23 protein-coding genes are annotated in these 21,731 nt (G+C 71.1%); 6 read left to right on the top strand and 17 right to left on the bottom strand.

The annotated features are described in order from the left end of the window. The first annotated feature begins 27 nt into the window (after positions 1–27). From ACESMR_RS03340 to ACESMR_RS03330, 3 genes are all read left to right on the top strand, one after another. Positions 28–1,302, top strand: coding sequence for a CapA family protein (locus ACESMR_RS03340; RefSeq protein ID WP_373045032.1), 1,275 nt, complete (start codon positions 28–30; stop codon positions 1,300–1,302). Between the two features lie 307 nt (positions 1,303–1,609). Then, positions 1,610–2,701, top strand: coding sequence for a hypothetical protein (locus ACESMR_RS03335; RefSeq protein ID WP_373045031.1), 1,092 nt, complete (start codon positions 1,610–1,612; stop codon positions 2,699–2,701). 102 nt (positions 2,702–2,803) lie between these two features. Next, positions 2,804–3,163 (top strand): response regulator, encoded by a 360-nt coding sequence (locus ACESMR_RS03330; protein ID WP_373045029.1) that lies wholly within the window; start codon positions 2,804–2,806, stop codon positions 3,161–3,163. Positions 3,164–3,278: 115 nt separating this feature from the next. On the opposite strand, the gene ACESMR_RS03325 is transcribed toward ACESMR_RS03330, so the two are convergent. Both ACESMR_RS03325 and ACESMR_RS03320 read right to left on the bottom strand, forming a co-directional pair. Then, positions 3,279–3,689, bottom strand: a complete 411-nt coding sequence (locus ACESMR_RS03325) for a hypothetical protein (protein ID WP_373045027.1) — start codon at positions 3,687–3,689, stop codon at positions 3,279–3,281. Positions 3,690–3,987: 298 nt separating this feature from the next. Further along, positions 3,988–4,479 carry a deoxycytidylate deaminase gene (locus ACESMR_RS03320; RefSeq protein ID WP_373045025.1) on the bottom strand — a complete coding sequence of 164 codons (492 nt, stop codon included), beginning with the start codon at positions 4,477–4,479 and terminating at the stop codon, positions 3,988–3,990. A gap of 203 nt (positions 4,480–4,682) precedes the next feature. On the opposite strand from ACESMR_RS03320, the gene ACESMR_RS03315 reads away from it, so the two are divergent. Both ACESMR_RS03315 and ACESMR_RS03310 read left to right on the top strand, forming a co-directional pair. After that, positions 4,683–5,108, top strand: a complete 426-nt coding sequence (locus ACESMR_RS03315; RefSeq protein ID WP_373045023.1) for a hypothetical protein — start codon at positions 4,683–4,685, stop codon at positions 5,106–5,108. Continuing rightward, positions 5,105–5,611, top strand: a complete 507-nt coding sequence (locus ACESMR_RS03310; RefSeq protein WP_373045022.1) for a hypothetical protein — start codon at positions 5,105–5,107, stop codon at positions 5,609–5,611. The genes ACESMR_RS03315 and ACESMR_RS03310 overlap by 4 nt, the downstream gene beginning before the upstream one ends. 13 nt (positions 5,612–5,624) lie before the next feature. On the opposite strand, the gene ACESMR_RS03305 is transcribed toward ACESMR_RS03310, so the two are convergent. Next, positions 5,625–6,569, bottom strand: coding sequence for a trypsin-like peptidase domain-containing protein (locus ACESMR_RS03305; protein ID WP_373045020.1), 945 nt, complete (start codon positions 6,567–6,569; stop codon positions 5,625–5,627). A 236-nt stretch (positions 6,570–6,805) separates the two neighbouring features. After that, entirely contained in the window at positions 6,806–9,043 is a 2,238-nt protein-coding gene (locus ACESMR_RS03300) for a PrkA family serine protein kinase (RefSeq protein WP_373045018.1), read from the bottom strand. Between the two features lie 183 nt (positions 9,044–9,226). Between ACESMR_RS03300 and ACESMR_RS03295 the strand changes: the two genes are divergently transcribed. Further along, positions 9,227–10,747, top strand: a complete 1,521-nt coding sequence (locus ACESMR_RS03295) for an Hsp70 family protein (RefSeq protein ID WP_373045017.1) — start codon at positions 9,227–9,229, stop codon at positions 10,745–10,747. On the opposite strand, the gene ACESMR_RS03290 is transcribed toward ACESMR_RS03295, so the two are convergent. The 13 genes from ACESMR_RS03290 to ACESMR_RS03230 form a co-directional block, all read right to left on the bottom strand. After that, the gene (locus ACESMR_RS03290) at positions 10,744–11,082 is read right to left on the bottom strand and encodes a hypothetical protein (RefSeq protein ID WP_373045015.1); all 339 of its coding nucleotides are present in this window, start codon (positions 11,080–11,082) and stop codon (positions 10,744–10,746) included. The two genes, ACESMR_RS03295 and ACESMR_RS03290, sit on opposite strands and share 4 nt — an antisense overlap. A gap of 9 nt (positions 11,083–11,091) precedes the next feature. Then, complete coding sequence (locus ACESMR_RS03285; protein ID WP_373045014.1) at positions 11,092–11,709, bottom strand: hypothetical protein; 618 nt, start codon at positions 11,707–11,709, stop codon at positions 11,092–11,094. 202 nt (positions 11,710–11,911) lie between these two features. Then, positions 11,912–12,607 carry a hypothetical protein gene (locus ACESMR_RS03280; protein ID WP_373045013.1) on the bottom strand — a complete coding sequence of 232 codons (696 nt, stop codon included), beginning with the start codon at positions 12,605–12,607 and terminating at the stop codon, positions 11,912–11,914. A gap of 104 nt (positions 12,608–12,711) precedes the next feature. Beyond that, on the bottom strand, positions 12,712–14,025 hold the full coding sequence (locus ACESMR_RS03275; RefSeq protein ID WP_373045011.1) for a S41 family peptidase: 1,314 nt from the start codon (positions 14,023–14,025) through the stop codon (positions 12,712–12,714). Between the two features lie 44 nt (positions 14,026–14,069). Then, positions 14,070–15,191: a murein hydrolase activator EnvC family protein gene (locus ACESMR_RS03270; protein WP_373045009.1), complete on the bottom strand. Its 1,122-nt coding sequence runs from the start codon at positions 15,189–15,191 to the stop codon at positions 14,070–14,072. After that, positions 15,188–16,072, bottom strand: coding sequence for a cell division protein FtsX (locus tag ACESMR_RS03265; RefSeq protein ID WP_373045008.1), 885 nt, complete (start codon positions 16,070–16,072; stop codon positions 15,188–15,190). The genes ACESMR_RS03270 and ACESMR_RS03265 overlap by 4 nt, the downstream gene beginning before the upstream one ends. Continuing rightward, a complete protein-coding gene (ftsE, locus tag ACESMR_RS03260; protein WP_373045006.1) occupies positions 16,069–16,731 on the bottom strand; it encodes a cell division ATP-binding protein FtsE in 663 nt (220 codons plus the stop codon). The genes ACESMR_RS03265 and ftsE overlap by 4 nt, the downstream gene beginning before the upstream one ends. A 187-nt stretch (positions 16,732–16,918) precedes the next feature. After that, positions 16,919–17,851, bottom strand: a complete 933-nt coding sequence (locus ACESMR_RS03255) for a transketolase family protein (protein ID WP_373045004.1) — start codon at positions 17,849–17,851, stop codon at positions 16,919–16,921. Between the two features lie 83 nt (positions 17,852–17,934). After that, positions 17,935–18,798: a transketolase gene (locus ACESMR_RS03250; RefSeq protein ID WP_373045002.1), complete on the bottom strand. Its 864-nt coding sequence runs from the start codon at positions 18,796–18,798 to the stop codon at positions 17,935–17,937. Positions 18,799–18,910: 112 nt separating this feature from the next. Continuing rightward, positions 18,911–19,624, bottom strand: coding sequence for a hypothetical protein (locus ACESMR_RS03245; RefSeq protein ID WP_373045000.1), 714 nt, complete (start codon positions 19,622–19,624; stop codon positions 18,911–18,913). A 43-nt stretch (positions 19,625–19,667) separates the two neighbouring features. Continuing rightward, entirely contained in the window at positions 19,668–20,378 is a 711-nt protein-coding gene (locus ACESMR_RS03240; protein ID WP_373044998.1) for an IPT/TIG domain-containing protein, read from the bottom strand. A gap of 67 nt (positions 20,379–20,445) precedes the next feature. Next, entirely contained in the window at positions 20,446–21,243 is a 798-nt protein-coding gene (murI, locus tag ACESMR_RS03235; RefSeq protein WP_373045219.1) for a glutamate racemase, read from the bottom strand. Positions 21,244–21,292: 49 nt separating this feature from the next. Next, positions 21,293–21,679, bottom strand: coding sequence for a hypothetical protein (locus ACESMR_RS03230; RefSeq protein WP_373044996.1), 387 nt, complete (start codon positions 21,677–21,679; stop codon positions 21,293–21,295). Between the last annotated feature and the right edge of the window lie 52 nt (positions 21,680–21,731).

The following is a 21,731-nucleotide window of genomic DNA, read 5'->3' as shown; positions in this document are numbered from 1 at the left end:
TGGTGGCGAGCCAACGGAGGAAAAGCGTTGTTCCAGCTACGTGCTCTACTGCTCCTCGTCTTCGTCGCCGCCTGCGCCGGCTCCCCGAACGCAGGCCCGCCCGCCGAGCTGGCGCCGCCGCCGCTCCGGGCCAGCGGATCGCCCGCTCCCGCAGCGCCGGCGGAGCGCCCGGTGGTGCTCGCGCGGGCCCGCTTCGCCGCGGTGGGCGACATCCTCATGCACGGCGCGGTGAAGGAATCGGCCGCTGCTGCAGCCGCGGGCGACAACCACGAGGGCTACGGCGCCCTCTTCGCCGGGGTCGCCCCAGCGCTGCGGGATGCGGACCTCACCTTCGCCAACCTCGAGACGCCGGTGGCGCCGAAGGCCGACCGCGGCTCGCGCCCCTTCGTCTTCAACGCGCCGCCAGCCCTCCTCGGCGCGCTGCGCGACGCAGGCGTCGGCCTCGTCTCCTTCGCCAACAACCACGTCTACGACCAGGGGGTCGCCGGCCTGGTGGAGACGGTGGAGCTCCTCGAGAAGGCGGGCCTGCCGCAGGTCGGCGCCGGCCGCAGCTGCGCCGAGGCCTCCCGGGCGCGGATCCTCGAGGTCAACGGGATCCGGGTCGCCTTCGTCGGCGCCACCCTGCTCTTCAACGACGACGGCAACGCAGGGCCCAACGCCCCCTGCGCCTTCCGGCTCGACGAGAAGGTGGCGCTCCGCGAGGCGCAGGCAGCCCGCGAGGCAGGCGCCGAGCTCGTCTTCCTCTCGGTGCATTGGGGGGTCGAGTACCAGACCGCGCCGCGGCAGGCGGAGATCGCCCTGGCCCACCGCCTCCTCGACGGCGGCTTCGACGCGATCCTCGGCCACCACCCCCACGTGCTCCAGCCGGTGGAGGTCTACGAGACCCGGGACGGCAGGACGACCTTCGTCGCCTACTCCCTCGGCAACTTCATCTCGAACCAGTCGCGGACCTACGTGCACGGCGTGCAGCCGGCGAAGGTGGGCAATACCCGCGACGGCCTGATCCTCCGCTTCTCCGCGCTGCGGAAGCGCTACGCGGACGGCGTGATCCGCACCGAGCTCGCCGAGCTGCGGGCGGAGCCCCTCTGGACCGAGAACAACGCCCTGGTGCGCCAGCGCGACAAGAAGGTGCCGGCGTACATTCGCGTGATCCACACCGACACCGCGCTCGAGCGGGCCCGGGCACGCCTCGCCGAGACCACCGCCCGGGAGCAGCTCGTCGAGCTCCACCGGCAGATCGAGCTCCTCGAGGCGCGCCGCGCCATCGCCGGGCAGATCGTGGGCGAGGAGATCCTGCCCTGAGCGCCCAGTGGGGCGCTCCGACGCAAAGCAATCGCGCGAAGCGCGCCGCTTGTCCGCTTGGTCCCGCGCCAGCGGGACCGAGCGGGCCATACGAGGCAGGCGCGGAGGCGGCAAGAACCCTCCACCGGTGGGAAGAACTTTTCCCATCCGCGCACCCACCTCCGCGCAGACGCTCGCCCGCCTGGCCACCAGGCGGCAGCCGGGCGCTGGCACGGCAGGTGAACGCTCCTCCCGCAGGTGGCCCCTCGTTTCTCGGGGCCCGGGAGGCGTTTCGATGGTGTGCAGGCGGCAGCGGAGCGGGGGGCGGATGCGCGGGTGGTGGTGGGGCGCTCTTCTCCTGCCACCGGTGCTGGCCTGCGGCACCGGCGACACCGGCCTGGAGGAGCGGCCCCTGGCCCCCGGTGGCAGCGGCGGCGGCGGTCCCGTCGAGGTGCCGCCGCCGGTGATCCACGGACCGCCGGCACCCCTCGCCACCGAGCTCCTCGGCCCGGAGCTCGGTGCCCCACGTGACGCACTCGACCTCTCCTTCGACCAAGGGGGCGGCCTCTGGATCGCAGCCAGGGACGGCCTCTTCGTCCGGCCGCCCGGCGCGCATTTCTTCGATCCGATCACCGCGAGCGACGGGCTCCCCCGTGCCGAGATCCACGCGGTCGGCGGCCTCGCGGCAGGGACCGCCCTCGTCTCCTTCCGCGGGGGCGAGCCCCCGCGCCTGGTGCGGATCGACGAAGGCGGCGGCATCGCCGTGGAGGAAGCGCCCCTCTCGCCGCTGGTGGCCCGCTTCCGCCCGGTGGAGACCGAGGACGGCCGCTTCCTCGTCGCTGCCACCGGCGCCGGCCTCGCGGTCCTCGACGCCGAAGGCACGGTCCGCGGCACCAGGACCCTGCCGGCGCCGGCACCGGAGCTCTGGGACGTGGCGGTGACGCCAGCCGGCGACGCGTGGGTGGGCGACGCCACCCGGGTGGCCCGGGTGGCGGGGCCGGTGACCGCCACCCTCGCCGGCGCGGTGAGCCCGGTGGTCGACCTCGTCCCGGGGGAGGCCGACGACGTGGTGGCGGTGGAGGTTTGCCCCGACGGGACGATCTGGGCCTCCTCCCTGGGCCACGGTGTCTTCGGCCTCTCCCCCACCGGGGCGATCCGGCACCACCTCACCCAGGAGGAGGTCCTGCCACAGGACCACGTCCCCGCCCTCGCCTGCGACCTCGACGGGAGCCTCTGGATCGGCACCAGCTGGGGCGGCCTCGCCAGGCGCCACCCGGACGCCAGCTTCAGCTACCACGGCGCCACCGCGGGCCTGCCCGGCGACAGCGTCCGGCGGCTGGTCGTCGTTCCCGACGAAAACGGCGGCAGAACCCTCTGGATGGCGACCGACGGCGGGGTGGCGCGCACCACCGCCGAGTGACCGGCGGAGAACCTCTTCTCCGCATACCTTTCGTGTCGGGATGCGACACACGGAACTTTGGAGTTTCCGCCTGCCGCCCCGCTCTGCTAATGACTCCCCCCCATGGCGGCAGAACCGACGGTGCTGGTGGTCGACGACGACCCCGACATCCGAGAATCCATCGAGGAGCTCCTACGCTCCGACGGCCTCGATGCCGCCGTTGCGGCGAACGGCGAAGAAGCGCTTCGCGTCATCGCCCAGCGTCCGATCCAGGTGATCCTGCTCGACTTGATGATGCCCGTCATGGACGGCAGGCAGATGGTCGAGGAGATGCGGCGCCGGAACATCGACATCCCGGTGGTGCTCCTCTCGGCTGGGCGGGATCTGCGGCGCGTCTCGCAGGAGCTGGGCCTCCCGGCGGTGGAGAAGCCCTTCGATCTCGACGAGCTCCTCGGCAGGGTCCGCGAGAACCTGCCGCAGTAACACGACGCGGAGGCCTTCGGACCGAGCGTGCTTCTGCCGAAGAAGAAACGGGCGCCGGGGAGATCCCCCGGCGCCCGTTCCCTTTTCCGCTTCCTCTGCCGGCAGGACGCTGTCGCTAGAGCGCCCAGATCCGGTTGGCCTTCAGCCCCAGCCGCTTGAGCAGCGCCCGCGCGAGCTCCTCGCCCTCGCAGCCGCCAACCCGCTCGGGGACAACCAGATGCAGCTCTCCGTTGATGGCCTGCACGGCGGACGAGAAGAGCTGCAGCCTGCTGACCACCTCGGCCAGGTCCACCGCTCCACCCTCCACCAGCAGGGTGTCCATGATCACCGCCGTCCCTCGGGCATCGTTCCTCCTGCACGTCAACGCCGGAGAGTGGTCCTTGATGGAACCCACGATCTTTTCCGGCGGCAGGAAGCCCGGAGCCTCGGCTCGGACGTCATTGCAGCCCTCCAGCCGGAAGAACTCTGCCATCAGAGCGCAAAGCTCTTCCTTCCGGTTCTGGCCATGAATGATGACGGTCTCCACCCTCACGCTCCAGTCTCCCCCCTCTGCACGGCATCTCCGTCCCGAGGGAAAACTAGGCACGCTCCACCGGGCAAAGCCTGCACGGTCCGGAGCGCGGGGGGCGAGCGGATGCCCCCCGTTGCGGGAAACCGGCCGAAAGCGCCTGCCGCACGTGGAAGCGCAGGCGGAGGCGTGTGCGCCCACATTCCCCGACAGAGAACGAGCGGTGCACATTCCCGCCCTCGAATGGGCGGTCTTCGACGGATCAGCTGGGCCCGGGCGGGGGTCGTCCTTTTTCGGGGCACCCCGCCCTCCGCGATCAGCTCCCCGCCTTGGCGAGATTCGGCGGCGCCTCGATCGATTCGAGACCGGGCGGCGGAAGCGGCACCTCGACCTGCACGAGCTCGATCCCCAGGCGCTGCGCGATCTGGAAGATCCGCTCGTCCCGGTAGAACTCGCCGAAGACGATCCGTGTGCAGCCGCTGTTGGCGATCAGCTTGAAGCAGGGCCAGCAGGGCGATGCGGTGGTGTAGATGGTGGCGCCCTCGATCGAGACGCCGTTCTTGGCCGCCTGGACGATGGCGTTGGCCTCGGCGTGGACCGTGGCGACGCAGTGGCCGTTCTCCATCATGTGGCCCTCGTCGTCGCAGTGGGGCAGGCCCCGGATCGATCCGTTGTAGCCCGTGGAGAGGACCGTGCGCTCGCGGACGAGCACCGCGCCCACGTGCTTCCGATCGCAGGTGGCCCGGGTCGCCACCACCCGCGCCAGGTTCATGAAGTACTCGTCCCAGCTCGCCCGCTGCTGCGCCAAGGAAGCCTCCTCACGTGGTCCGCGGCCCATCCTGCCCGAGGGAGCCGCTGCAGATCCAGCTGCCACTGGCAAGGAACGAGTGCCCGCTCCGCCCGTCGTCCTGCCGCCGACCGTGCGACCGCCGACATCCCGCGCCCCGATGCGGTCACCGGGGTGGGCAGGGGACGGGCACCGGCCCCACGTTGTAGGAGACGGAGGTGCGGATGGCGGCGTGGAGATGGACGGTGGCTGCGGTCGTGGCGCTTTCCCTCGGTGGCTGTGCGATGCAGGCCACGGGACGTGCGCCGCGGCACACGGGTATGGGACGGGACCCCTCGCCGATCGACGTCTCGGCGCTCGGCAGCCAAGAGGTCGAGGGCCGCGTGCGTTCGGTGGACTCGAGCAAGGGCATCGTCGTCGTCGAGGAGACGGACGGCACCGTGCCCCTGACCGCGGCGACGGAGACCTCGGTCTTCGTCGACGGCGGCGTCGGCGGCTTCGCCGACCTGCGCGAAGGCCAGCCGGTGCGGGCCTCCTACGTCACCGAGGACGGCAAGCGGATCGCCCGCTGGATCGAGATCCCGCGTCCGGAGGACGAGGACGGGGAACGCCCCGGCGTCGAGAAGGCTGGCGGGGAGGTGGCTCGATGAACGTACGGTGGATGGGCCTCGTCGCAGCGGCGGTAGCCATGGCCGCGTGCGACTTCCCGCCGGTTCCCCGTGGCTCCGGCGCGCAGGTCGACGGCGCCGAGGTCCTGGCAGCGCCGTCGCCGGAGTCGCCGCCGCTCTACGACATCGGCCGCGAGCCGGAGACGCTGGCGGAGCCCCTGCGCCTGGGCGAGCGCAGGGAGGTCCGGGGCAAGCTCGTCGGCAACGCGGTGTCGAGCTGGGTGATCGAGCCGGAGGACAGCCACAGCTGGATCAAGCTCGAGGCGACGCCGCAGACGGAGCTCCGGATCGGCGATCAGCGGGCGGGCCTGCGGGAGATCCAGCCGGGCACCGAGGTGCGCGCCACCTTCGTCCCGGTGGAGGGAGCGAACTTCGGCTTCGCCGTCGAGATCGTGGCCGATCCTGCGACGCAGGGCTGGCGCAGCGAGCCCCGCGAGCCGCGACGCGCGACGGAGGAAGAGCGGTCGCTGCCCGAGGCGAACTGACCGGCGGGCCGCCTCAGCGTGCCGCGGTCTCGACCGCGGGCTTCGCCTCGAGCTTCTCGCCGGGGAAGAGGCCCGCCACCAGGTGGGCCACGCCCCGGCTCTTGAGGAAGCGGCGCACCTTCGCTGCGGGGGCGGCGAAGGTCTCGCCCGGCATCGGCACGTCGAAGGAGTAGCTCTTCTCCGCCATGGGGATCGAGACCTTCGCGGTGCGGTAGCCCTCGATCACCGCGAGCAACTTGCCGTCGGGCACCCGGAAGATCCCGCCGCCGGAGGCGCCGTAGCCGATCGGCGCGTCGGTCTTGAAGGCCTGCGCGGCGCCGGCGTCGTCCCAATCGAGCTGGCTGACGATGCCGCTCGAGATCGAGAGGCCGCGGCCGAAGGGCGCACCCACCGCCACCACGTCGTCGCCGAGCTCGAGGTCGGAGTCGGAGACGAGCTCCGCTGCGCGGCCCACCAGATCCGGCACCTCGAGGAGCGCCAGATCCATGTCCGGCACCTCGCCGAGGGCGACCACCCTGGCAGCGTAGCTGCTGGTCTTGCCCTTGCGGTCGACGAGCACCTGGATCGTCGTGCCCTCGGGATCCTTCGTCTCCACCACGTGGGTGTTGGTGATCACGTAGCCGACGTGGCCCTCGGCCTCCTTGCGGAAGCCGATCACCACGCCGGAGGCGGCGCGGCTCACCGAGCCCTCGCGGAGGAGCTGGATCCGCACGCTGGAGGGGAGGACTTCCTTGATCACCTTGGAGCGGGTGCCGGGGGCCGCTGCAGGCGGCGCCACCACGGGCACCGCGTCCGCCGCCTCGACGATCGCCGCTGGCGCCGCCGCCTGCACGTTCGCGCCGGCGACGAGTGCCGGCTGCGCGTCGATGGCAGCCGCCTGGTTTCCCCAGAGCACGGTGGCACCACCGATGCCGGCGAGGAAGGCGGGAAGGGCGAGAAGGGCAGAGCGACGAAGCATGCGGCTGTCTCCCGGTGTGGAATTGGATCATCGCAGCGACGGGGCGGTGCGATCAAATGCGGGGGGTCAACCGGGTCGCGGCGTGGGCTCTTCCGCCTTTCGAGAGTGGGAGGCCCTCCTACCCGGGCGTGCCGGGCGGGGCCTGCTCGCTCCCCTCCTCCGCCGAACGGACGACGCCCCCGCTGCCATCTGGCGGCGGGGGCGTCGCTCTCGCTGCGCCTGCGGCAGCCGCGCGATCAGTCCGCGTAGCGGCGCCGCATCAGCAGGAGGATCGCGTCCCTCGCGCAGCTGGGGCAGTAGCCGTAGCGCTCGCGCATGTTGCGGAGCATCTCCTCCACGCCGACGCGATCCTTCGCCTCGAGGCGATCGGCCGCCTCTTCCGCCAGGTAGGCGAGCACGTTCTCCTTGTTGCGGCGCAGCGTGCGCTTCCGCTCCTCGAAGAAATGATCGCGCAGGCGCCGGAAGAGCTCGGGGAAGACCTGCCCGTACTCCACCTTCCGCTCGGAGGGATGGTCGAGGCGCCAGGCGCCGATCGCCGAGATCAGACCGCGGCGGAAGGAGCTGCGGTCCTCGCCCTCCGGCTTGATCAGCGACTCGATCTCCGCCATCCGCGCCTCGTCCGGACGCTCGCTGGTGCCGGTGACGCGGTTGGCGATCTTCTCGCCCTTGAGCCAGTGGGAGACGTTGACGACGTAGCGCTCGAAGAGCTCCTCGTACTGGCTCTCGGTGATCATCCCCATCGAGTCGCGGATCTCGTCGTCGATCACGTCGAGGTACTCCGCCTCCACCACCTGCAAAAACTCCTCGGGATCGTGGTAGCCGAAGCGCACCTCTGCCTGCAGGAACTCGTAGATCGACTTGTCCTTGCAGAGCTGCCGCAGCTCGTCGAGCACCGCCATCGGCGTGAGGCAGGTGTGCCCCGCCTTCTGCGCGGCGTTGAAGATCACGGTCTTGATCTCGCGGGCCGAGGCCCCTGCCCGTCCCTCGTAGGCGGGAGAGACGTCCCACTCGTGGTAGATGGCCGGGATCGCCTTGCGCAGCTCGTTCGCCAGGGCGAAGGGGAGCCGGTCCGGAACGCGACCCTCGTCGTAGAGCCGCAGCTTCTCGATCGGCGCCAGATCCTCGATCACGTCGCGGAGGACCGGCTCGTAATGCTCCGGCTCCGGGCGCTTCAAGCGGGTGAGCACCGCCCAGATCGCGGCGACCTGCGTGGCGTGCGGGGCGATGTGCTTGCCCACCGCCTCGCGGGTCACCTGCACGTCGTAGATCTCCCGCTCGGCGGTGGCCCGGCGCAGGTAGGGCACCTGCACCAGCTCGATCCGGCCCTTGAACGACGCGAAGTCGGCGAGGTCCTTGAACGCGGAGAGGTGCTTGTCGTTGGCGGTGCCGATCATCACCTCGTCGAGGTGGAGCAGGAAGTGCTCCATCGGCAGCACGCCCGTCTCGGTGGTCCCGAGCAGATATTTGTAGGTGTCGATCGGGCGCTTGAGCAGGTCGGAGAACTCGACCACGCCGCGGTTCGCGTAGACCAGCGGACCGAAGGGCTCGAAGATGTCGAGGTTCTGCAGCGCCGGCGGCAGGTGGCCGATGGAGCGATCCGCGGTCACCTGGTGGTAGCTCGCGTCGACCGAGACCTGCGGCTCCACCGTCACCGCGCCGTTCAGGTAGCGGCGCGAGACGTAGAAGCGCTCCACCTGCACGTGGCGCAGGACCTTGAGGAAGTCGCCGTTGTAGGCGCCGAGGAGGCCCGAGTAGATCTGCCGGCATTTGTGGCAGAGCTCCCCCTCGAGCATGTAGGTCGAGAGGACGAAGTCGCTGCCGCCGTCCCGGCCCAGCTGCTCCTGCAGGAGCTTGCGGCGCTCGCCGTGGGGCACGAGGAAGAGCGGGTGGTCCTTCATCTCGCAGGCGATGCGGGCGTCCACGTCCTCGGACTCGAGGTGGGCGAAGGTCGCCAGCTCGCCGTGCGGACCGGCGCGCTCCGCGCCGAACCCCAGCGAGCCCTTGGTGAGCTTCTCGGTGGGGAAGATCCAGTTGATCTTGTAGAGCGCGCCCTCGGGGGCGCGGCTGTAGACCTCGAGGCCACGGGAGAGGGCGGCCACGATCGAGCTCTTCGCCGAGCCGTTCGGCCCGTGGAGCAGGATCAGCTTGTTGGCCCTGCCGGTCCGGATGAAGTTGCCGAGGATCCGGTAGACCTCGTTCTGGGCCGCCTCCTGCCCGGCCACCCTGCCCTGGCCAGCGTCGAAGGCCCGGTCGAAGAGGTTGAAGCGGCGCAAGGCGCCCATCGGCGTCTGGACGGTGCGGGTGCCGAAGTGATCGAGGGCGTCCCGCAGGTATTGGGCGGAGGAGCGCGCGTGGCGCACCGGTTCCCGGAGGAACTCGCCCATCCACTCCTCGAAGGAGAGGATCATCCGGTTCTCGATGAAGATGCTCTTGACCTCGGATCCGACCGATTCGAGGTAGTGGCGCGCGTCCAATGAACCTCCTGGGTGCACCAAGTAGATGGCTTTTTCGGCAACCGTGCCGCCGCCGCCGCCAATTCCCAGCCAGGGCCCCATAGGGACCAGGGAGGGCCCGCTCGATCGCCTAGGATTAACCATCCGGAGCAAAGCTGCAGGGATAGATGAACTGTGCCCGCGCCTGGTTTAGTATCCGACGCCATGGGGACCACGCCGCCGATCATCGGCATCGATCTGGGCACGACCAATTCCTGCGCCGCCGTCGTCGAGAGCGACGGCAAGGTGAAGCTCATCCCTTACAAGGGCGGCGACTTCACCATCCCGTCGATCTTCGCGGTGGACGAAAAGGGCCACGAGCTGATCGGCCACGAGGCGAAGCGCCAGTGGCAGCTCAACCCGCGCAACACCGTCTACGCCTCGAAGCGGCTCATCGGACGCAACTACAAGTCCGAGGTCGTCGACACGATGAAGAGCCTCGTGGCCTACGAGCTGAAAGAGGGCCAGAACGAGGTCCTCATCGACGTGGCCCAGCGCTCGCTCAAGATGAGCGAGGTCGCCGCGCGGATCCTCGACCGGATCCGCAACATCGCCTCCGACCACCTCCAGGAGAAGGTCGATCGGGCGGTGGTCACCGTCCCGGCCTATTTCACCGATCGCCAGCGCCAGGCGGTGAAGGAGGCGGGCAAGCAGGTCGGCATCGACGTGGTGCGGATCATCAACGAGCCCACCGCTGCCGCCCTCGCCTACGGCGTCGGCAAGGGCCTCGCCGAGCGGGTGCTCATCTACGATCTGGGCGGCGGGACCTTCGACGTCTCGGTGATCGAGATCCGCGACCGCGTCTTCGAGGTGAAGGCCACCGGCGGCGACATCTTCCTCGGCGGCCTCGACTTCGACGAGGCGATCATCCGCCTGGTCCTCAAGGACTTCGAGGCGCGCCACGGCATCGACCTCTCGCAGGATCCGGTGGCGATGCAGCGGATCAAGGACCTCGCCGAGCGCACCAAGATCGATCTCTCGCAGCGCACCGAGGCCTCGTTCCACATCCCCTTCATCGCGATGACGCCGCAGGGCAAGCCGCTGAACGTCGAGATGATGTTCACGCGCAAGCTCCTCGAGCAGCTCACCGGCAAGCTGGTGGACCGCACCCTCCAGACCGTGGCGCAGGTGCTGGTCGACGCGGGGCTCTCCACCCGCGACATCGACGAGGTGCTCCTCGTCGGCGGACAGACCCGCATGCCGCTGATCCAGGAGCGGCTCACCCGCTTCTTCGGCAAGCCGCCGTCCAAGGGCGTCCATCCCGACGAGGCGGTGGCGATCGGCGCGGCGCTCTACGCCCACTCCTTCGAGGACGACACCGACCTCAAGGTGCAGCTCCTCGACGTGATCCCGATGGCGATCGGCATCGAGGCTGCGGGCAGGAGGATGCACGTCGTCTTCCCCCGCAACGCGTCGATCCCCAACGCGCGGCAGGTGCCGGCGACCACCTCCTTCGACGGCCAGCAGGAGGTGGTGGTGCGGATCTTCCAGGGCGACCTGCCCGAGGTGCAGCACAACGAATTGCTCGGCGAGTTCACCTTCGGCGGCCTGCCGGCGGGACCTGCGGGCGCGGCGCAGATGGAGATCACCTTCGACGTCAACATCGAAGGGATCCTCACCGCGTCGGCGCGCGATCTCGCCACCGGCAGGCAGATGAAGACCACGGTGCGGGTGACCAGCGCCTAAGGCGCCGGCGCTTCGATCCGCACCGCCACGGGCCTGCCGCGCTCGTAGCGGAAGGTGGCGCGCACCTCGCGCCCCCGCTCCAGCTGCTCGAGCGTGGCCCGCTCGCCGCCCACGATCACCTCGGTCTCCTCGGTGACCCGCAGCGGCAGGCTCGCCCCCGGCGACGTCTCGATCTTCACGACGTCGGCGGAGCGGGTGAGCACCTCGCCCTGCAACACCTGGTTGCCGAGGGGCTGCTGCCGCGCCATCTCCGCCCGCCGCTCCTCGTCCTGATCGCAGCCCACGAGCGCCACCGCGCCCGCCAGAGCCGCTCCTGCCAGCCAACGCAACCGCATCACCCCTCCTCAACGCATCTCGATCCGCGTGGCGGTGGCCTCGCCCGCCTGGAGCTCGTAGCTCGCGCGGATCTGCGTGCCCTCCGTGATCTGCTGCAGGGAGGCGGGCTGTCCGCCGCGGGTCACCTGGGTCTGCTCGGTGATCCGCAGGGCGATGTCGTTCCCCTGCGGCCCCACCACGCGCAGCTGCCGGGGCGTCACCGAGGCCACCTGCCCCGCCACCACCTGCGCCTGGCTCGCGGCCCCTGCAGCCTGCTGCTGCTGCGCCTCGAGCGCCCGCTGCTGCGCGGCCTGCGCCACCTGCTGCGCCTGCTGTGCCTGCCGCTGCGCCTGGAGCTGCGCCTCGCGGGCCTCCTGCCGCGCCTGCTCCACGCGCCGCTCCGCCTCCTCGACCTCGGCCCGCGCCTCCTCGAGCTGCTGCTGCGCCCCGGCCACGGCCTCCTGCTTCTCCATCGCATCCTGCTGTGCCGTGCGCGCCTGCTCGAGTGCCTTGTGCGCTTCCTTCTGCGCCGCCTCCGCCTGCTCCGCAGGCGTGGCGGGCCGCTGCGCCTCGCCCTCGCCTCCCTGGCAACCAGCCAGGAGCAGCGCCGCCAGCACGGCAGCCCCCGTCCCGATCGCTCGCGCCATCACACCACCTCCGTGCAGCAAGCACGTTCACTGCTGCAAAGCTGCATCCCGGCAAGGTCGCCGGCAAGGATGGCGCCGGCACGTGGGCCGAGCGATCGGCTCCGCGCGCAGCGGCGAAAAGGCGATGCCCCCGGCCGTGGAGGCCGAGGGCATCGCTGGGCGGCGGCAGGGATGCACGCCCTCGTCTACCGGTCGTTCCCGGTTACTGCTGGTGCGAGCCGCTGCTCGTCGCCTCGAGGCGGGTCACCACGGGCTCCCCCTCCTGCAGCTCGTAGCTGGCGCGAACCTGGGTGCCGGGCTGCAGCTCCTGGAGCGAGGCCATCTGGCCGTCACGCATCACCTGGGTCTGCTCGTTCACCTGGAGCCGGACCTCGTTGCCGCTCTCGGGGCCGACGCGGATCTCCTCCTCCGTCACCTCCACGAGCTGGCCGGAGACCGTCTGCTGGCCCTGCGCGGCCACCGCGCCGCCGGTGGCAGCACCCGGCCCCATCTCCTGCTGCGCCTGGAGCGCCTCCTCCTGCCGCGCCTCTGCAGCCTGCTGGGCCTGCTGGGTCTCGGCCTGCGCCTGCTCCTGCGCTTGGATGGCCTGCTGGCGCTCCTGCTGCGCCTCCTGCTGCGCCTCGGCGAGCTCCTGCTCGGCCTGCTGCGCTTCCTCACGGGCCTGCGCCACATCCTCCTGCGCGGAGCCGACGTCCTCCTGCTCCGTTGCAGCCTGCTCCTGCGCCCTCTGCGCCTCTTCGAGCCGCTGCTCCGCCTGCTCCTGCGCCTGCTCTGCCTGCTCCGCCGGCGCCTGTGCCTGCTGCTCCTGCTCCTGCTGGCCGCTGCCCTGGCAGCCGACCATGAGAAGCGCTGCGAGCGAGCCGGCACCGATGGTCCACCACGTCTTGTTGCGAGCCATGCGCTCACCTCCGTTCGAGCCTGCGGAAACGGTGCGGCCCGCTCCGGAGGACGGCAAGCGATGGTCACGCGTTCAGACTTGCGCCGCTGGCGCCTGCTCGGCGGCTAGGGCGCCGGCACGGCGGCAGGCTTCTGCACCGCCACCTGGCTCGCGGGCTTCGCCTTGCGGGCGAGCTCGGCGCGGAAGCGCTCCCAGGAGCCGAGCGCGTGGAGCGCGCGGTCCAGCTGTTGATCGATCACCTGCAGGTTCTCCGCGTTGCGGCTGGTGGCCACCGGCTCGATGCGGCCCTTCCCGTGGGCCAGCGCGTTCACCGCCACCGCCTCGCCAGCCTCCTCGTCCTTCACCACCAGGTCGGGCTCGACGCCCTTGCCGTGGATGGTGCGGTGCTTCGGCGTGTAGTAGCGGGCGATGGTCATCTTGAGGCCCGATCCGTCGTCGAGATCGATCACCGTCTGGACGCTGCCCTTGCCGAAGGTGGTGGTGCCGAGGACCACCGCTCGATCGTGATCCTGCAGCGCGCCGGCGACGATCTCGCTGGCGGAGGCGGAGCCGCCGTTGACCAGCACCACCAGCGGATAGGCGGGCTCGGTCCCTGCCGCGTGGGCGCGCTCCGCCTCGAGCTGCCTGCCGCCGCGCCCCTCCGTCGAGACGATGAGCCCCTCGCCCACGAAGCGATCCGCCACGCGCACCGCCTGATCGAGCAGGCCGCCGGGGTTGTTGCGCAGATCGATCACCAGCCCCGCGAGCTCCTTGCCGCCGTTCTTCTCGCGCATCGCGCCCAGCGCCTTGCCGAGGTGCTCGTCGGTCCGCTCCTGGAAGCTCTTGATCTTCACGTAGCCGCGGCCGTCCGGGTAGAGCCGCCACTCCACGCTCTGCACCCGCACCCGGTCCCGGAGCAGCGCCAGCTGCAGCGGCGCGTCGAAACCCTCGCGCATCACGCTCAGGATCACCCGGGTCCCGAGCGCGCCGCGCATGCGCCGCACCGCCACCGCCACGCTCATGCCTTTGGTGCTCTCCCCGTCGATGGCGAGGATCCTGTCGCCGGCCTTGATGCCGGCGCGGGAGGCGGGGGTGTCGTCGATGGGCGCCACCACCAGCAGCGACGCCTCGTCCGCCATCACCTCGACGCCGAGACCGCCGAACTCACCGGAGGTGTCGGCGCGCATCGCCTGGTACTCCTCGGGCGGCAGGAAGATGGTGTGGGGATCGAGCGAGGCGAGCATCCCCTTGATCGCGCCGTAGACCAGCTGATCGCCGTCGACCTCGTCGACGTAGTTGTTCTCCACGAAGGCGAGGACCCGCGCGAAGACGTCGAGCTTGCCGTAACCCGCTGCCCGGGCGCTGTCGATGGAGGCGTGGAAGGCGATGCCTGCAACGAAGGCGCAAAACAGCGAGGCGAGATGGGGAAGACGGCGCATCCCCCGATCCTAAGCCGATGTCGGGGCGGGATCCAACGAGCACCCTAGCGAGCGAACCACCCCAGCGGATCCACCGGCTTCCCGTTGGCGCGGATCTCGAAGTAGAGGTAGGCGCCCTTCAGGGAGCCGGTGTCGCCCACCAGCCCCACCAGATCACCGGGCTGGACGGTGGCGCCGACCTGCACCGCGGTAGCGGCGAGATGCGCATAGAGCGTGTGGAAGCCGTCCCCGTGGTCGACGATGACGAGGTTCCCATAGCCCCGGAACCAGCCGGCGAAAGCGACCTGCCCCTTGCCCACCGCCCGCACCTCGGCCCCCTCGTGGATGCGGAGATCGAGGCCGTTCTGCTGGGTCACGGTGTTGAACTTCGCGTTCACCACCTTGCCGAAGGCGACCTCCACCACCGAGCCCACCACCGGCCACGGCAGCCTGCCGCGGAGCAGGCCGAAGCCGGTCTTCGGCACCGCGGCCTCGCTGCGCAGGCGGGCGAGCTGTGCGTCGAGGCGCCGCTGCGAGGCGGCCAGCTCCCGGACCACCCCCTCGCGGAGCCTGCGCTCCTCCCGGACCGAGGCGAGGAGGAGCTGCCGCGTCTCCGCTGCGCCCCGGGCCGCAGCCTCCATCGACGCCGCCTCGGCGACGCGGCGGGCCACGGCGGCCTCCGCCGGCTCGAGCTCCGCGCGGGCCGCCGCGTGGGCGTCGGCGATGCCGCGCAAGTCGCGCAAGGCCGCCAGATCGGCGCCGAGCAGCGTGTCGAAGGCGTGCTGCAGACGAAGCCAGGCAGCGGGCGAATCGGCGAGGAGCAGGGCCCCTGCGCCGCCCTGCCGCATCATCCGGTAGCGCGCCCGCAGCCGCGGGCCCAGCGCGTCCGAGCGCTGCTGCAGCGTGGTGCGGGCGTGGTCTTCGGCTGCGCGGGCGGCGTCGAGGGCCTGGCGGGCTGCGGCGAGCTCCGCCTCGGCGAGGCGCGCAGCCTCCTCGGCGGTGCGGAGCACCTCCTCCGCCCGCTCCACCTCGGTGCCGACGTCGCTCTCCTGCCGGAGGATGCGATCAACCGCGGCCTTCGCCTCGTCCAGCTTCTCGGCGATCGCCGCCTTCTTCGCCTGCACGCCGCCCTGTCCTGCAGCTGCTGCCGGCATGCAGAGGAGCGCTGCGACGAGGTACGGCCTCATCGCAGATGCCGCCCGACGGAGATGGCGCTGGCGACGAAGCCGAGGAGCACGCCGGCGCCCACCACGACGAGCAGCGGCAGCGGCCCGGCGAGGGCGACGGGCTGGAGCTCCGGTGGCAGGGGCACCGCTGCCTGCAGCGTCGGCCCCACGTACGAGGCGACGGCGAAGAGGCCGGCGGCGCCGAGGAGGCCGCCGGCCAGGCCGGCGAGCGCTCCCTCCACGAGGAAGGGCGCGCGGACGAAGGCGTTGGTGGCGCCGACGAGGCGCTGGATGTCGATCTCGCTGGCGCGGGCGTGGATCGCGAGGCGGACCACGCTGGCGGCGAGCACCGCGGCGCCGAGGAGGATGAGGGGCAGGAGGGTGAGGCCGATCACGCCGGCGGCACGGGAGAGCCCGGTGATCCGCTCGATCCAGGCGCGGCCGTAGTCCACCTCGATCACGCCGTCGAGCTTGCGCAGCGCCCTGGCGAGGACCTCCACCTGCTCGGCGGTGGTCCCCACCGCGGGCACCACCTCCACCGAGGGCGGCAGCGGGTTCTCGGGGAGCTCGCGGAGCGCCTCGCCCTCCTCGCCGAGGGCCTCGGCGAGCCGCGCCATCGCCTCCTGCGCGGTGACGTAGCGGGCGGTGCCCGAGGTGATCTCCGCCGCCTGCTTCGCCAGGTATTCGGCATCGGCGGGCTGCACCCGCGGCGCGAGGTAGACGGTGATCTCCGCCCGCAGGCCCCACTCGTCGAGGAGCGAGCGCGCCTGCAGGGCGAGGGCACCGACCACGCCAGCCAGCAGCAGCGCCACCGCGATGGTGAGCGCCGCCACCGCGTGGACGAAGGGCGCCGCGCGCATGCCGCCGAGGGCCTTCTTCACGAAGTAGAGGAGGCGGTTCACGGGCGATCCTCCGCGACCTTGCCGGCCTCGAGGCGCACCGTGCGCTTCTTGTAGCGCTCGAGCAGCGTGTGATCGTGGGTGGCCACCAGCACCGTGGTGCCGCGGGCGCTGCAGGCGGTGAGCAGATCCATCACCTCGATCGTCAGCTGGGGATCGAGGTTGCCGGTGGGCTCGTCGGCGAGGAGGATCGCCGGATCGCCGACCAGCGCCCGGGCGATCGCCACGCGCTGCTGCTCGCCGCCGGAGAGCTGCGGGGGAAAGGCGCCGGCCTTGTGCCCCAGCGAGACCCGCTCGAGGATCGCGTCGACCCGCTTCTTCACGTCCTTCGCCTGGGTGCCCAGCACCTCGAGGGTGAGGGCGACGTTGTCGAAGACGGTGCGGGTGGGCAGCAGTTTGAAGTCCTGGAAGACCACGCCCATGTTGCGCCGCAGGAAGGGGATCCCCTTGTGATCGATGCGGGCGAGGTTGCGGCCGCCGACGATGATCTGCCCGCGGGTGGGCTCCTCCGCCGCCATGATCAGGCGCAGCAGCGTGCTCTTGCCGGCGCCCGAGGAGCCGGTGAGGAAGACGAACTCGCCCTTCCCCACGACGAGGTTCACGTCGTCGAGCGCGGGGACTTCGCCCTTGTAGAGCTTGTGGAGGCGGTAGAGCTCGATCACGCAAGCGCCTTTGGTCGCGGAAGCTACCGTTCTCTCTACCCGATAGCGCGGGGCCCGCGCAGCCGCCGGGCCTGTGGGAAGTCGCTCGTGCGGCAGCATCCCAGGCGAGCGGGCAGGCCCGCCGATACACGAAGGCGCCTCTCACATGGCGTGAGAAGCGCCTCTCGCATTCCAGCGAAACGCAGGATCAGCGGCCGAGGAAGGCCTTCACCTGCCGGGCGATGCCCGCGACGTCGAGGCCGTGCTTGGCCACGAGCTCCGCGGGGGCGCCCGACTCGCCGAAGACGTCCTGCACGCCGATGCGGAGGAGCTTCGCCGGGTGATTCTCGCTGAGGCACTCGGCGATGGCGCCGCCGAGGCCGCCGATCACGGTGTGGTCCTCGGCGGTGATCGCCAGGTTGCCCGAGGCCTTCACCGCAGCGACCACGCCCTCGACGTCGAGGGGCTTGATGGTGTGGACGTTGACCACGCGCAGGGAGATCCCCTCGGCGGCCAGCGCTTCCGCAGCTGCCATCGCGTTGCCCACGGTGCCGCCCGAGGCGAAGATCACCGCGTCCGTGCCTTCCCGCAGGGTGTCCACCTTGCCGAAGCGGAACTCGTAGCCCTCCGCGTGGACGCGGGGCACGTTCTGCCGGGTGAGGCGCAGGAAGGCGGGGCCCTGGTGCTCGGCCAGGTACTTCACCGCCGCCGCGGTCTCGATGTCGTCCGCAGGCTGCACCACCGCCATCGTCGGGATGGCGCGCATCAGGGCGATGTCCTCGAGGCCCTGCTGCGAGTAGCCGTCGTCGCCGATCGCCACGCCGGCGTGGGTGCCGACGATCTTCACGTTGGCCTCGGAGTAGGCCACCGAGATGCGGATCTGGTCGTAGCGGCCGGTGATGAACGCCGCGAAGGAGCAGCAGAACGGCACCTTGCCCGAGAGCGCGAGGCCCGCGGCGGTGCCGAGCATGTTGGCCTCCGCGATGCCCATCTCGAAGAAGCGCTCGGGGAACTTCTTCGCGAAGAGGTCGGACTTCGTCGACTTGGAGAGGTCGGCGTCGAGGACCACGATGTTCTCGTGGGTCGCGCCGAGGGCGGCGAGTGCCTCGCCGAACGCCTGCCGGGTCGCCTTGCTGGTCATCTGCAATCTCGCTTTCCCGCCCACTGGCGGAATGCGCCGGGCCGCGCGCTCGAGAGCGCTGCGTCGCACCGGCGAAAGGTGGATTAGCGCTTGAGCTCCGCGAGGGCCTGCTTCGTCTGCTCGGGGTTCGGGGTGGCGCCGTGCCACTCGATCCGGTTCTCCATGAAGGAGACGCCCTTGCCCTTCACCGTGTCGGCGATGATGAAGGTCGGCTTGCCGGTCACCGACTTCGCCTCTTCGATCGCGCCGAGGAAGGCGGCGATGTCGTGGCCGTCGATCCGGATCACGTGCCAGTTGAAGGCCTCGAGCTTCTGCTGCAGCGGCTCGAGGTTCATCACCTCGTTGGTGGGGCCGTCGATCTGGCCCTTGTTGTAGTCGAGGATGGCGGTGAGGTTGTCGAGGCCAAATTTGGGCGCGCTCATCAGCGCCTCCCACACCTGGCCCTCCTGCATCTCGCCGTCGCCGAGCATGCAGTAGGTCCGCCAGGCGGCGCCGTCGAGCTTCGCGGCCAGCGCCATGCCCTGCGCCACCGAGAGGCCCTGGCCCAGCGAGCCGGTGTTGGCCTCGCAGCCCGGGGCGTGCACGAAGGACTTCACCGGGTGGCCCTGCAGCGGGCTGCCGAGGACGCGCAGCGTCTGGAGGTCGTCGCGGGAGATGTAGCCCGCCTCCGCCATCACCGCGTAGACGGCGGGAACGGCGTGGCCCTTGGAGAGCACGAAGCGGTCGCGGCCGTCCCACGCAGCGTTCTTCGGATCGTGGGCGAGGACGTGGAAGTAGAGGGCGGTCACCATGTCGATCGCGGAGAGCGATCCACCGGGGTGGCCGGAGCCGGCGCGAGCGAGCATCTCGATGATGTCGACGCGCATGCGGCCGGCGATCTCCACGAGACGGGCGACGAGGGCCGGGTCGGCGGAACGCGCGGTCTCGCGCGAGGTCGCAGCATGCATGATGAAGGCCTCCAGATGTCCGCTATGGGACGGGTGGGCGGCGCCCCTATAGCAGCGCCTCCCTGCGGTTTCAACCGCTCGGCTGGAAGCCGGTCGGACGAGCGGCCTTTTGCTACTCGTCCGTCTCGCCTGCGAGGTAGGCGAGGATCACCTGGTCGAGGCTCTTGTCGCTGATCACGTCGGCGCCGAAGGCCCCGAGGGAAGCGGCGTGGCGCACCGGCTGCGCCGGCCCCGGCGTCCGCAGATCCGGCGGCGGCTCGATCGCGGAGATGGTCCTGGCGGGGCCGGGGCTCGCGGCGTGGGCCTGCAGCGGCTCGATGGGCCGGGCAGGCCCAGGGGTCGCTGCGAGCGCCCGTGCAGCTGGCGGTCCCGGCGTCTGCAGGTGGAGCGGCGCACCGACGGCGACGTTGCCCGGACGCGGCGCCGCCGCGCCTCCCACCACGCCGTTGTCGAAGCGGGTCACGTGCACCGGCGGCGTCACCGACCGCGTCACCGGCGGCCTGCCGGTGGGGGTGTCCGCGAGTTGGCCGGGCTGGTAGGAGGGCAGCCCGCGGAGCTTCGACTCGAAGTCGCCGTTGACCAGATCGCGCAGCACCTGCTTGTGCTGCGCCTCCATCCGCACCCGGACCTGCGCCTGCAGATCGGCGGCGCCGGCGAGATCGCCATACGACGACCGCCGCGACGCGAGGATGGTCCCGCCCACGAAGAGGTGGGTCGAGATCACGGCGATCTCGGACCCGGAGTCCTCGGTCTGGACGTGGAAGACCTGCCCGCGGTGCTTGATGTTGTGGTTGAACCCGGCGACGAAATTTTTCGGGGCGGCCATTGGGGGCAAGTGTGGCCGACGAGCGGCCACGTAGCAATCCGCCTTACTCGTTCACGACCAGCTCGGCGGTCGCCGTGCCGTTCAGGGTCTTCACGCCGATGGCGCCGCTGGCGAAGCCCGCGGGGAGGACGAAGCGGATCCGACGCGTATCCCAACCGGTGATGAACTCCGCCTCGATCGGCTCGCCGCCGAGGGTGAGAGCGTCGTCGGAGGTGCGCTCGTCGAGGAAGTGCTCGCCGATCACCTCGATCTCGTCGCCGACGTCGGCGGAGGTCGGGCTGACGCCGGTGATCGAGGGCTCCGCCTTGTTGGTGGTCGCCGGGACCACCACGTCGAGGCCGGTCGACATCTCGTCCGCGTCGATCGCCTCCACCGCGAACCAGGTCACGTTGTCCTGGCCCAGGGAGAACTGCCAGCGGCAGCGCGGGGTGCAGCGATCGATGGTCTGGGTCCAGTCGTAGGAATCGCCGGTGGTGCCGCCGTCCGGGTGGGTCTGCCACACCCAGACCTTGTAGCGGATCTCCTCGGCGGCGGTCTCCGCGTCGCTGGCGGGCAGCCAGTAGAGGTAGGCGAGACCGGCGCCGTCCGACGTCACCTCGGCGAGGCCGGCGAACGCCGGCGCCGTGGGTCCGACCGCACCACCTGCGCCACCGGTGCCGCCACCGCCAGCAGGATCGCTGCGCTGGTCGTCGCTGCCACAGGCGACGAGGGCGAATGCGGCCAGGAGGAACACGACGGGTGCCAGACGCTTCACGGGGTCGACCTCGCTCAGGGGAATGCCCGCATGGTCGGGGAAGAAACGACCGGACGTCAAGGATTGGTCACACGTCCACCTGCTCCACCGCCTCGGGCACGTGGCCGAGGAAGCGGGCGGCGATCTCGGGAAAACGCGCAGGCACGTCGGTGACGAAATAGCGCCGCGTAGGCGTGCCGCCCCCCGCGGCAGGCCGGCCCCGGAGCGCGTCCTCCACTGCGGCGGCGGTGGCCTCCGCCGAATCGACCAGCGCCACCTGCGGCCCGAGGACGTCGGCGATCGCCTCCTTCAGCAGCGGGTAGTGGGTGCAGCCCAGCACCAGGGTGTCGATGGAGCCGCGGAGATCGCCCAGGTAGCGCTCGACCACCAGCCGCGGCACCTCGCCCTCGGTCCACCCCTCCTCCGCCAGCGGCACCAGCAGCGGGCAGGCCCGGGCCACCACCTCGGCGCCGGGGATCGCCTGGGCGAGGGCGCGCTGGTAGGCGCCGGAGGCGATGGTGCCGGCGGTGCCGATCACGCCGATCCGCCTGGTGCGGGTGAGGGCCGCTGCGGCCCTGGCGCCGGGCTCGACCACGCCGATCACCGGCACCGGCAGCTCCGCCTGCAGCGCCTCGAGGGCGTGGGCGGTTGCCGTGTTGCAGGCGACCACGAGGAGGCGCAGGTCGTGCTGGAGGAGGAAGCGCGCGTTGGTCCGCGAATAGCGGATCACCGTGTCGGGGCTCTTGGTCCCGTAGGGCACCCGGGCGGTGTCACCGAGGTAGACGGTGGGCTCTGCCGGCAGGCGCCGGTGCAGCGCGTGGAGCACGGTGAGCCCGCCCACGCCCGAATCGAAGACCCCGATCTTGCCCATCGTCGCTCCCTGCATGGAACGGCTCATACCGGAGCGTGCCCCCTGGAGTCGAGGGCCCGGGACGTCAGAAGGGCGCGAGGCCGAAGGTGAATTCGTTGAAGCCGCCGTGGAGATCGATCCCCCCTTCGGCGAGCCAGGTGGCGCCGCCCTCCCCCGGCGGAAAGCCGAGGACGGTGACGAAGTAGTCGCCCGACTCGAGATCGCCGGCGCTGGGGAAATCGTCGGGGATGTCGGCGAAGCCCAGGGTGCAGGGGACGAAGCCGAACTCCTCGAAGCCGGTGGGGCCGTCGATCTGGATGAGGATGTCGCTCACCCCCGCCTGCTCGCAGGAGGCGGCGCCGATGAACTCCCAGTAGATCCGGAGCTCGGGGTCCTCGTCGTAGATCACGCAGGCCGGCAGCACGGAAGCCGCGGCAGCGCAGGCCAGCATCTTCAGGTGGGTTGGGACCATGGTCGCTCTCTCGCCGGGCATTCGGTTGCATCTTCGCCCACAGGGACGGCCG

The organism is Vulgatibacter sp. (assembly GCF_041687135.1).
GTDB lineage: Bacteria > Myxococcota > Myxococcia > Myxococcales > Vulgatibacteraceae > JAWLCN01.
Note: the sequence above shows the minus strand (reverse complement) of the source record. Positions and strands in the feature narration are given on the sequence as shown.

Coding starts and splice junctions, on each gene's coding strand:
- ACESMR_RS03295 (WP_373045017.1), top strand. CDS start 9,227: ATGGGGACCACGCCGCCGATCATCGGCATCGATCTGGGCACGACCAAT.
- ACESMR_RS03275 (WP_373045011.1), bottom strand. CDS start 14,025: ATGCGCCGTCTTCCCCATCTCGCCTCGCTGTTTTGCGCCTTCGTTGCA.
- ACESMR_RS03335 (WP_373045031.1), top strand. CDS start 1,610: ATGCGCGGGTGGTGGTGGGGCGCTCTTCTCCTGCCACCGGTGCTGGCC.
- ACESMR_RS03310 (WP_373045022.1), top strand. CDS start 5,105: ATGAACGTACGGTGGATGGGCCTCGTCGCAGCGGCGGTAGCCATGGCC.
- murI (WP_373045219.1), bottom strand. CDS start 21,243: ATGCAGGGAGCGACGATGGGCAAGATCGGGGTCTTCGATTCGGGCGTG.
- ACESMR_RS03250 (WP_373045002.1), bottom strand. CDS start 18,798: ATGCATGCTGCGACCTCGCGCGAGACCGCGCGTTCCGCCGACCCGGCC.
- ACESMR_RS03285 (WP_373045014.1), bottom strand. CDS start 11,709: ATGGCGCGAGCGATCGGGACGGGGGCTGCCGTGCTGGCGGCGCTGCTC.
- ACESMR_RS03245 (WP_373045000.1), bottom strand. CDS start 19,624: ATGGCCGCCCCGAAAAATTTCGTCGCCGGGTTCAACCACAACATCAAG.
- ACESMR_RS03255 (WP_373045004.1), bottom strand. CDS start 17,851: ATGACCAGCAAGGCGACCCGGCAGGCGTTCGGCGAGGCACTCGCCGCC.
- ACESMR_RS03330 (WP_373045029.1), top strand. CDS start 2,804: ATGGCGGCAGAACCGACGGTGCTGGTGGTCGACGACGACCCCGACATC.
- ACESMR_RS03305 (WP_373045020.1), bottom strand. CDS start 6,569: ATGCTTCGTCGCTCTGCCCTTCTCGCCCTTCCCGCCTTCCTCGCCGGC.
- ACESMR_RS03230 (WP_373044996.1), bottom strand. CDS start 21,679: ATGGTCCCAACCCACCTGAAGATGCTGGCCTGCGCTGCCGCGGCTTCC.
- ACESMR_RS03270 (WP_373045009.1), bottom strand. CDS start 15,191: ATGAGGCCGTACCTCGTCGCAGCGCTCCTCTGCATGCCGGCAGCAGCT.
- ACESMR_RS03280 (WP_373045013.1), bottom strand. CDS start 12,607: ATGGCTCGCAACAAGACGTGGTGGACCATCGGTGCCGGCTCGCTCGCA.
- ACESMR_RS03315 (WP_373045023.1), top strand. CDS start 4,683: ATGGCGGCGTGGAGATGGACGGTGGCTGCGGTCGTGGCGCTTTCCCTC.
- ACESMR_RS03290 (WP_373045015.1), bottom strand. CDS start 11,082: ATGCGGTTGCGTTGGCTGGCAGGAGCGGCTCTGGCGGGCGCGGTGGCG.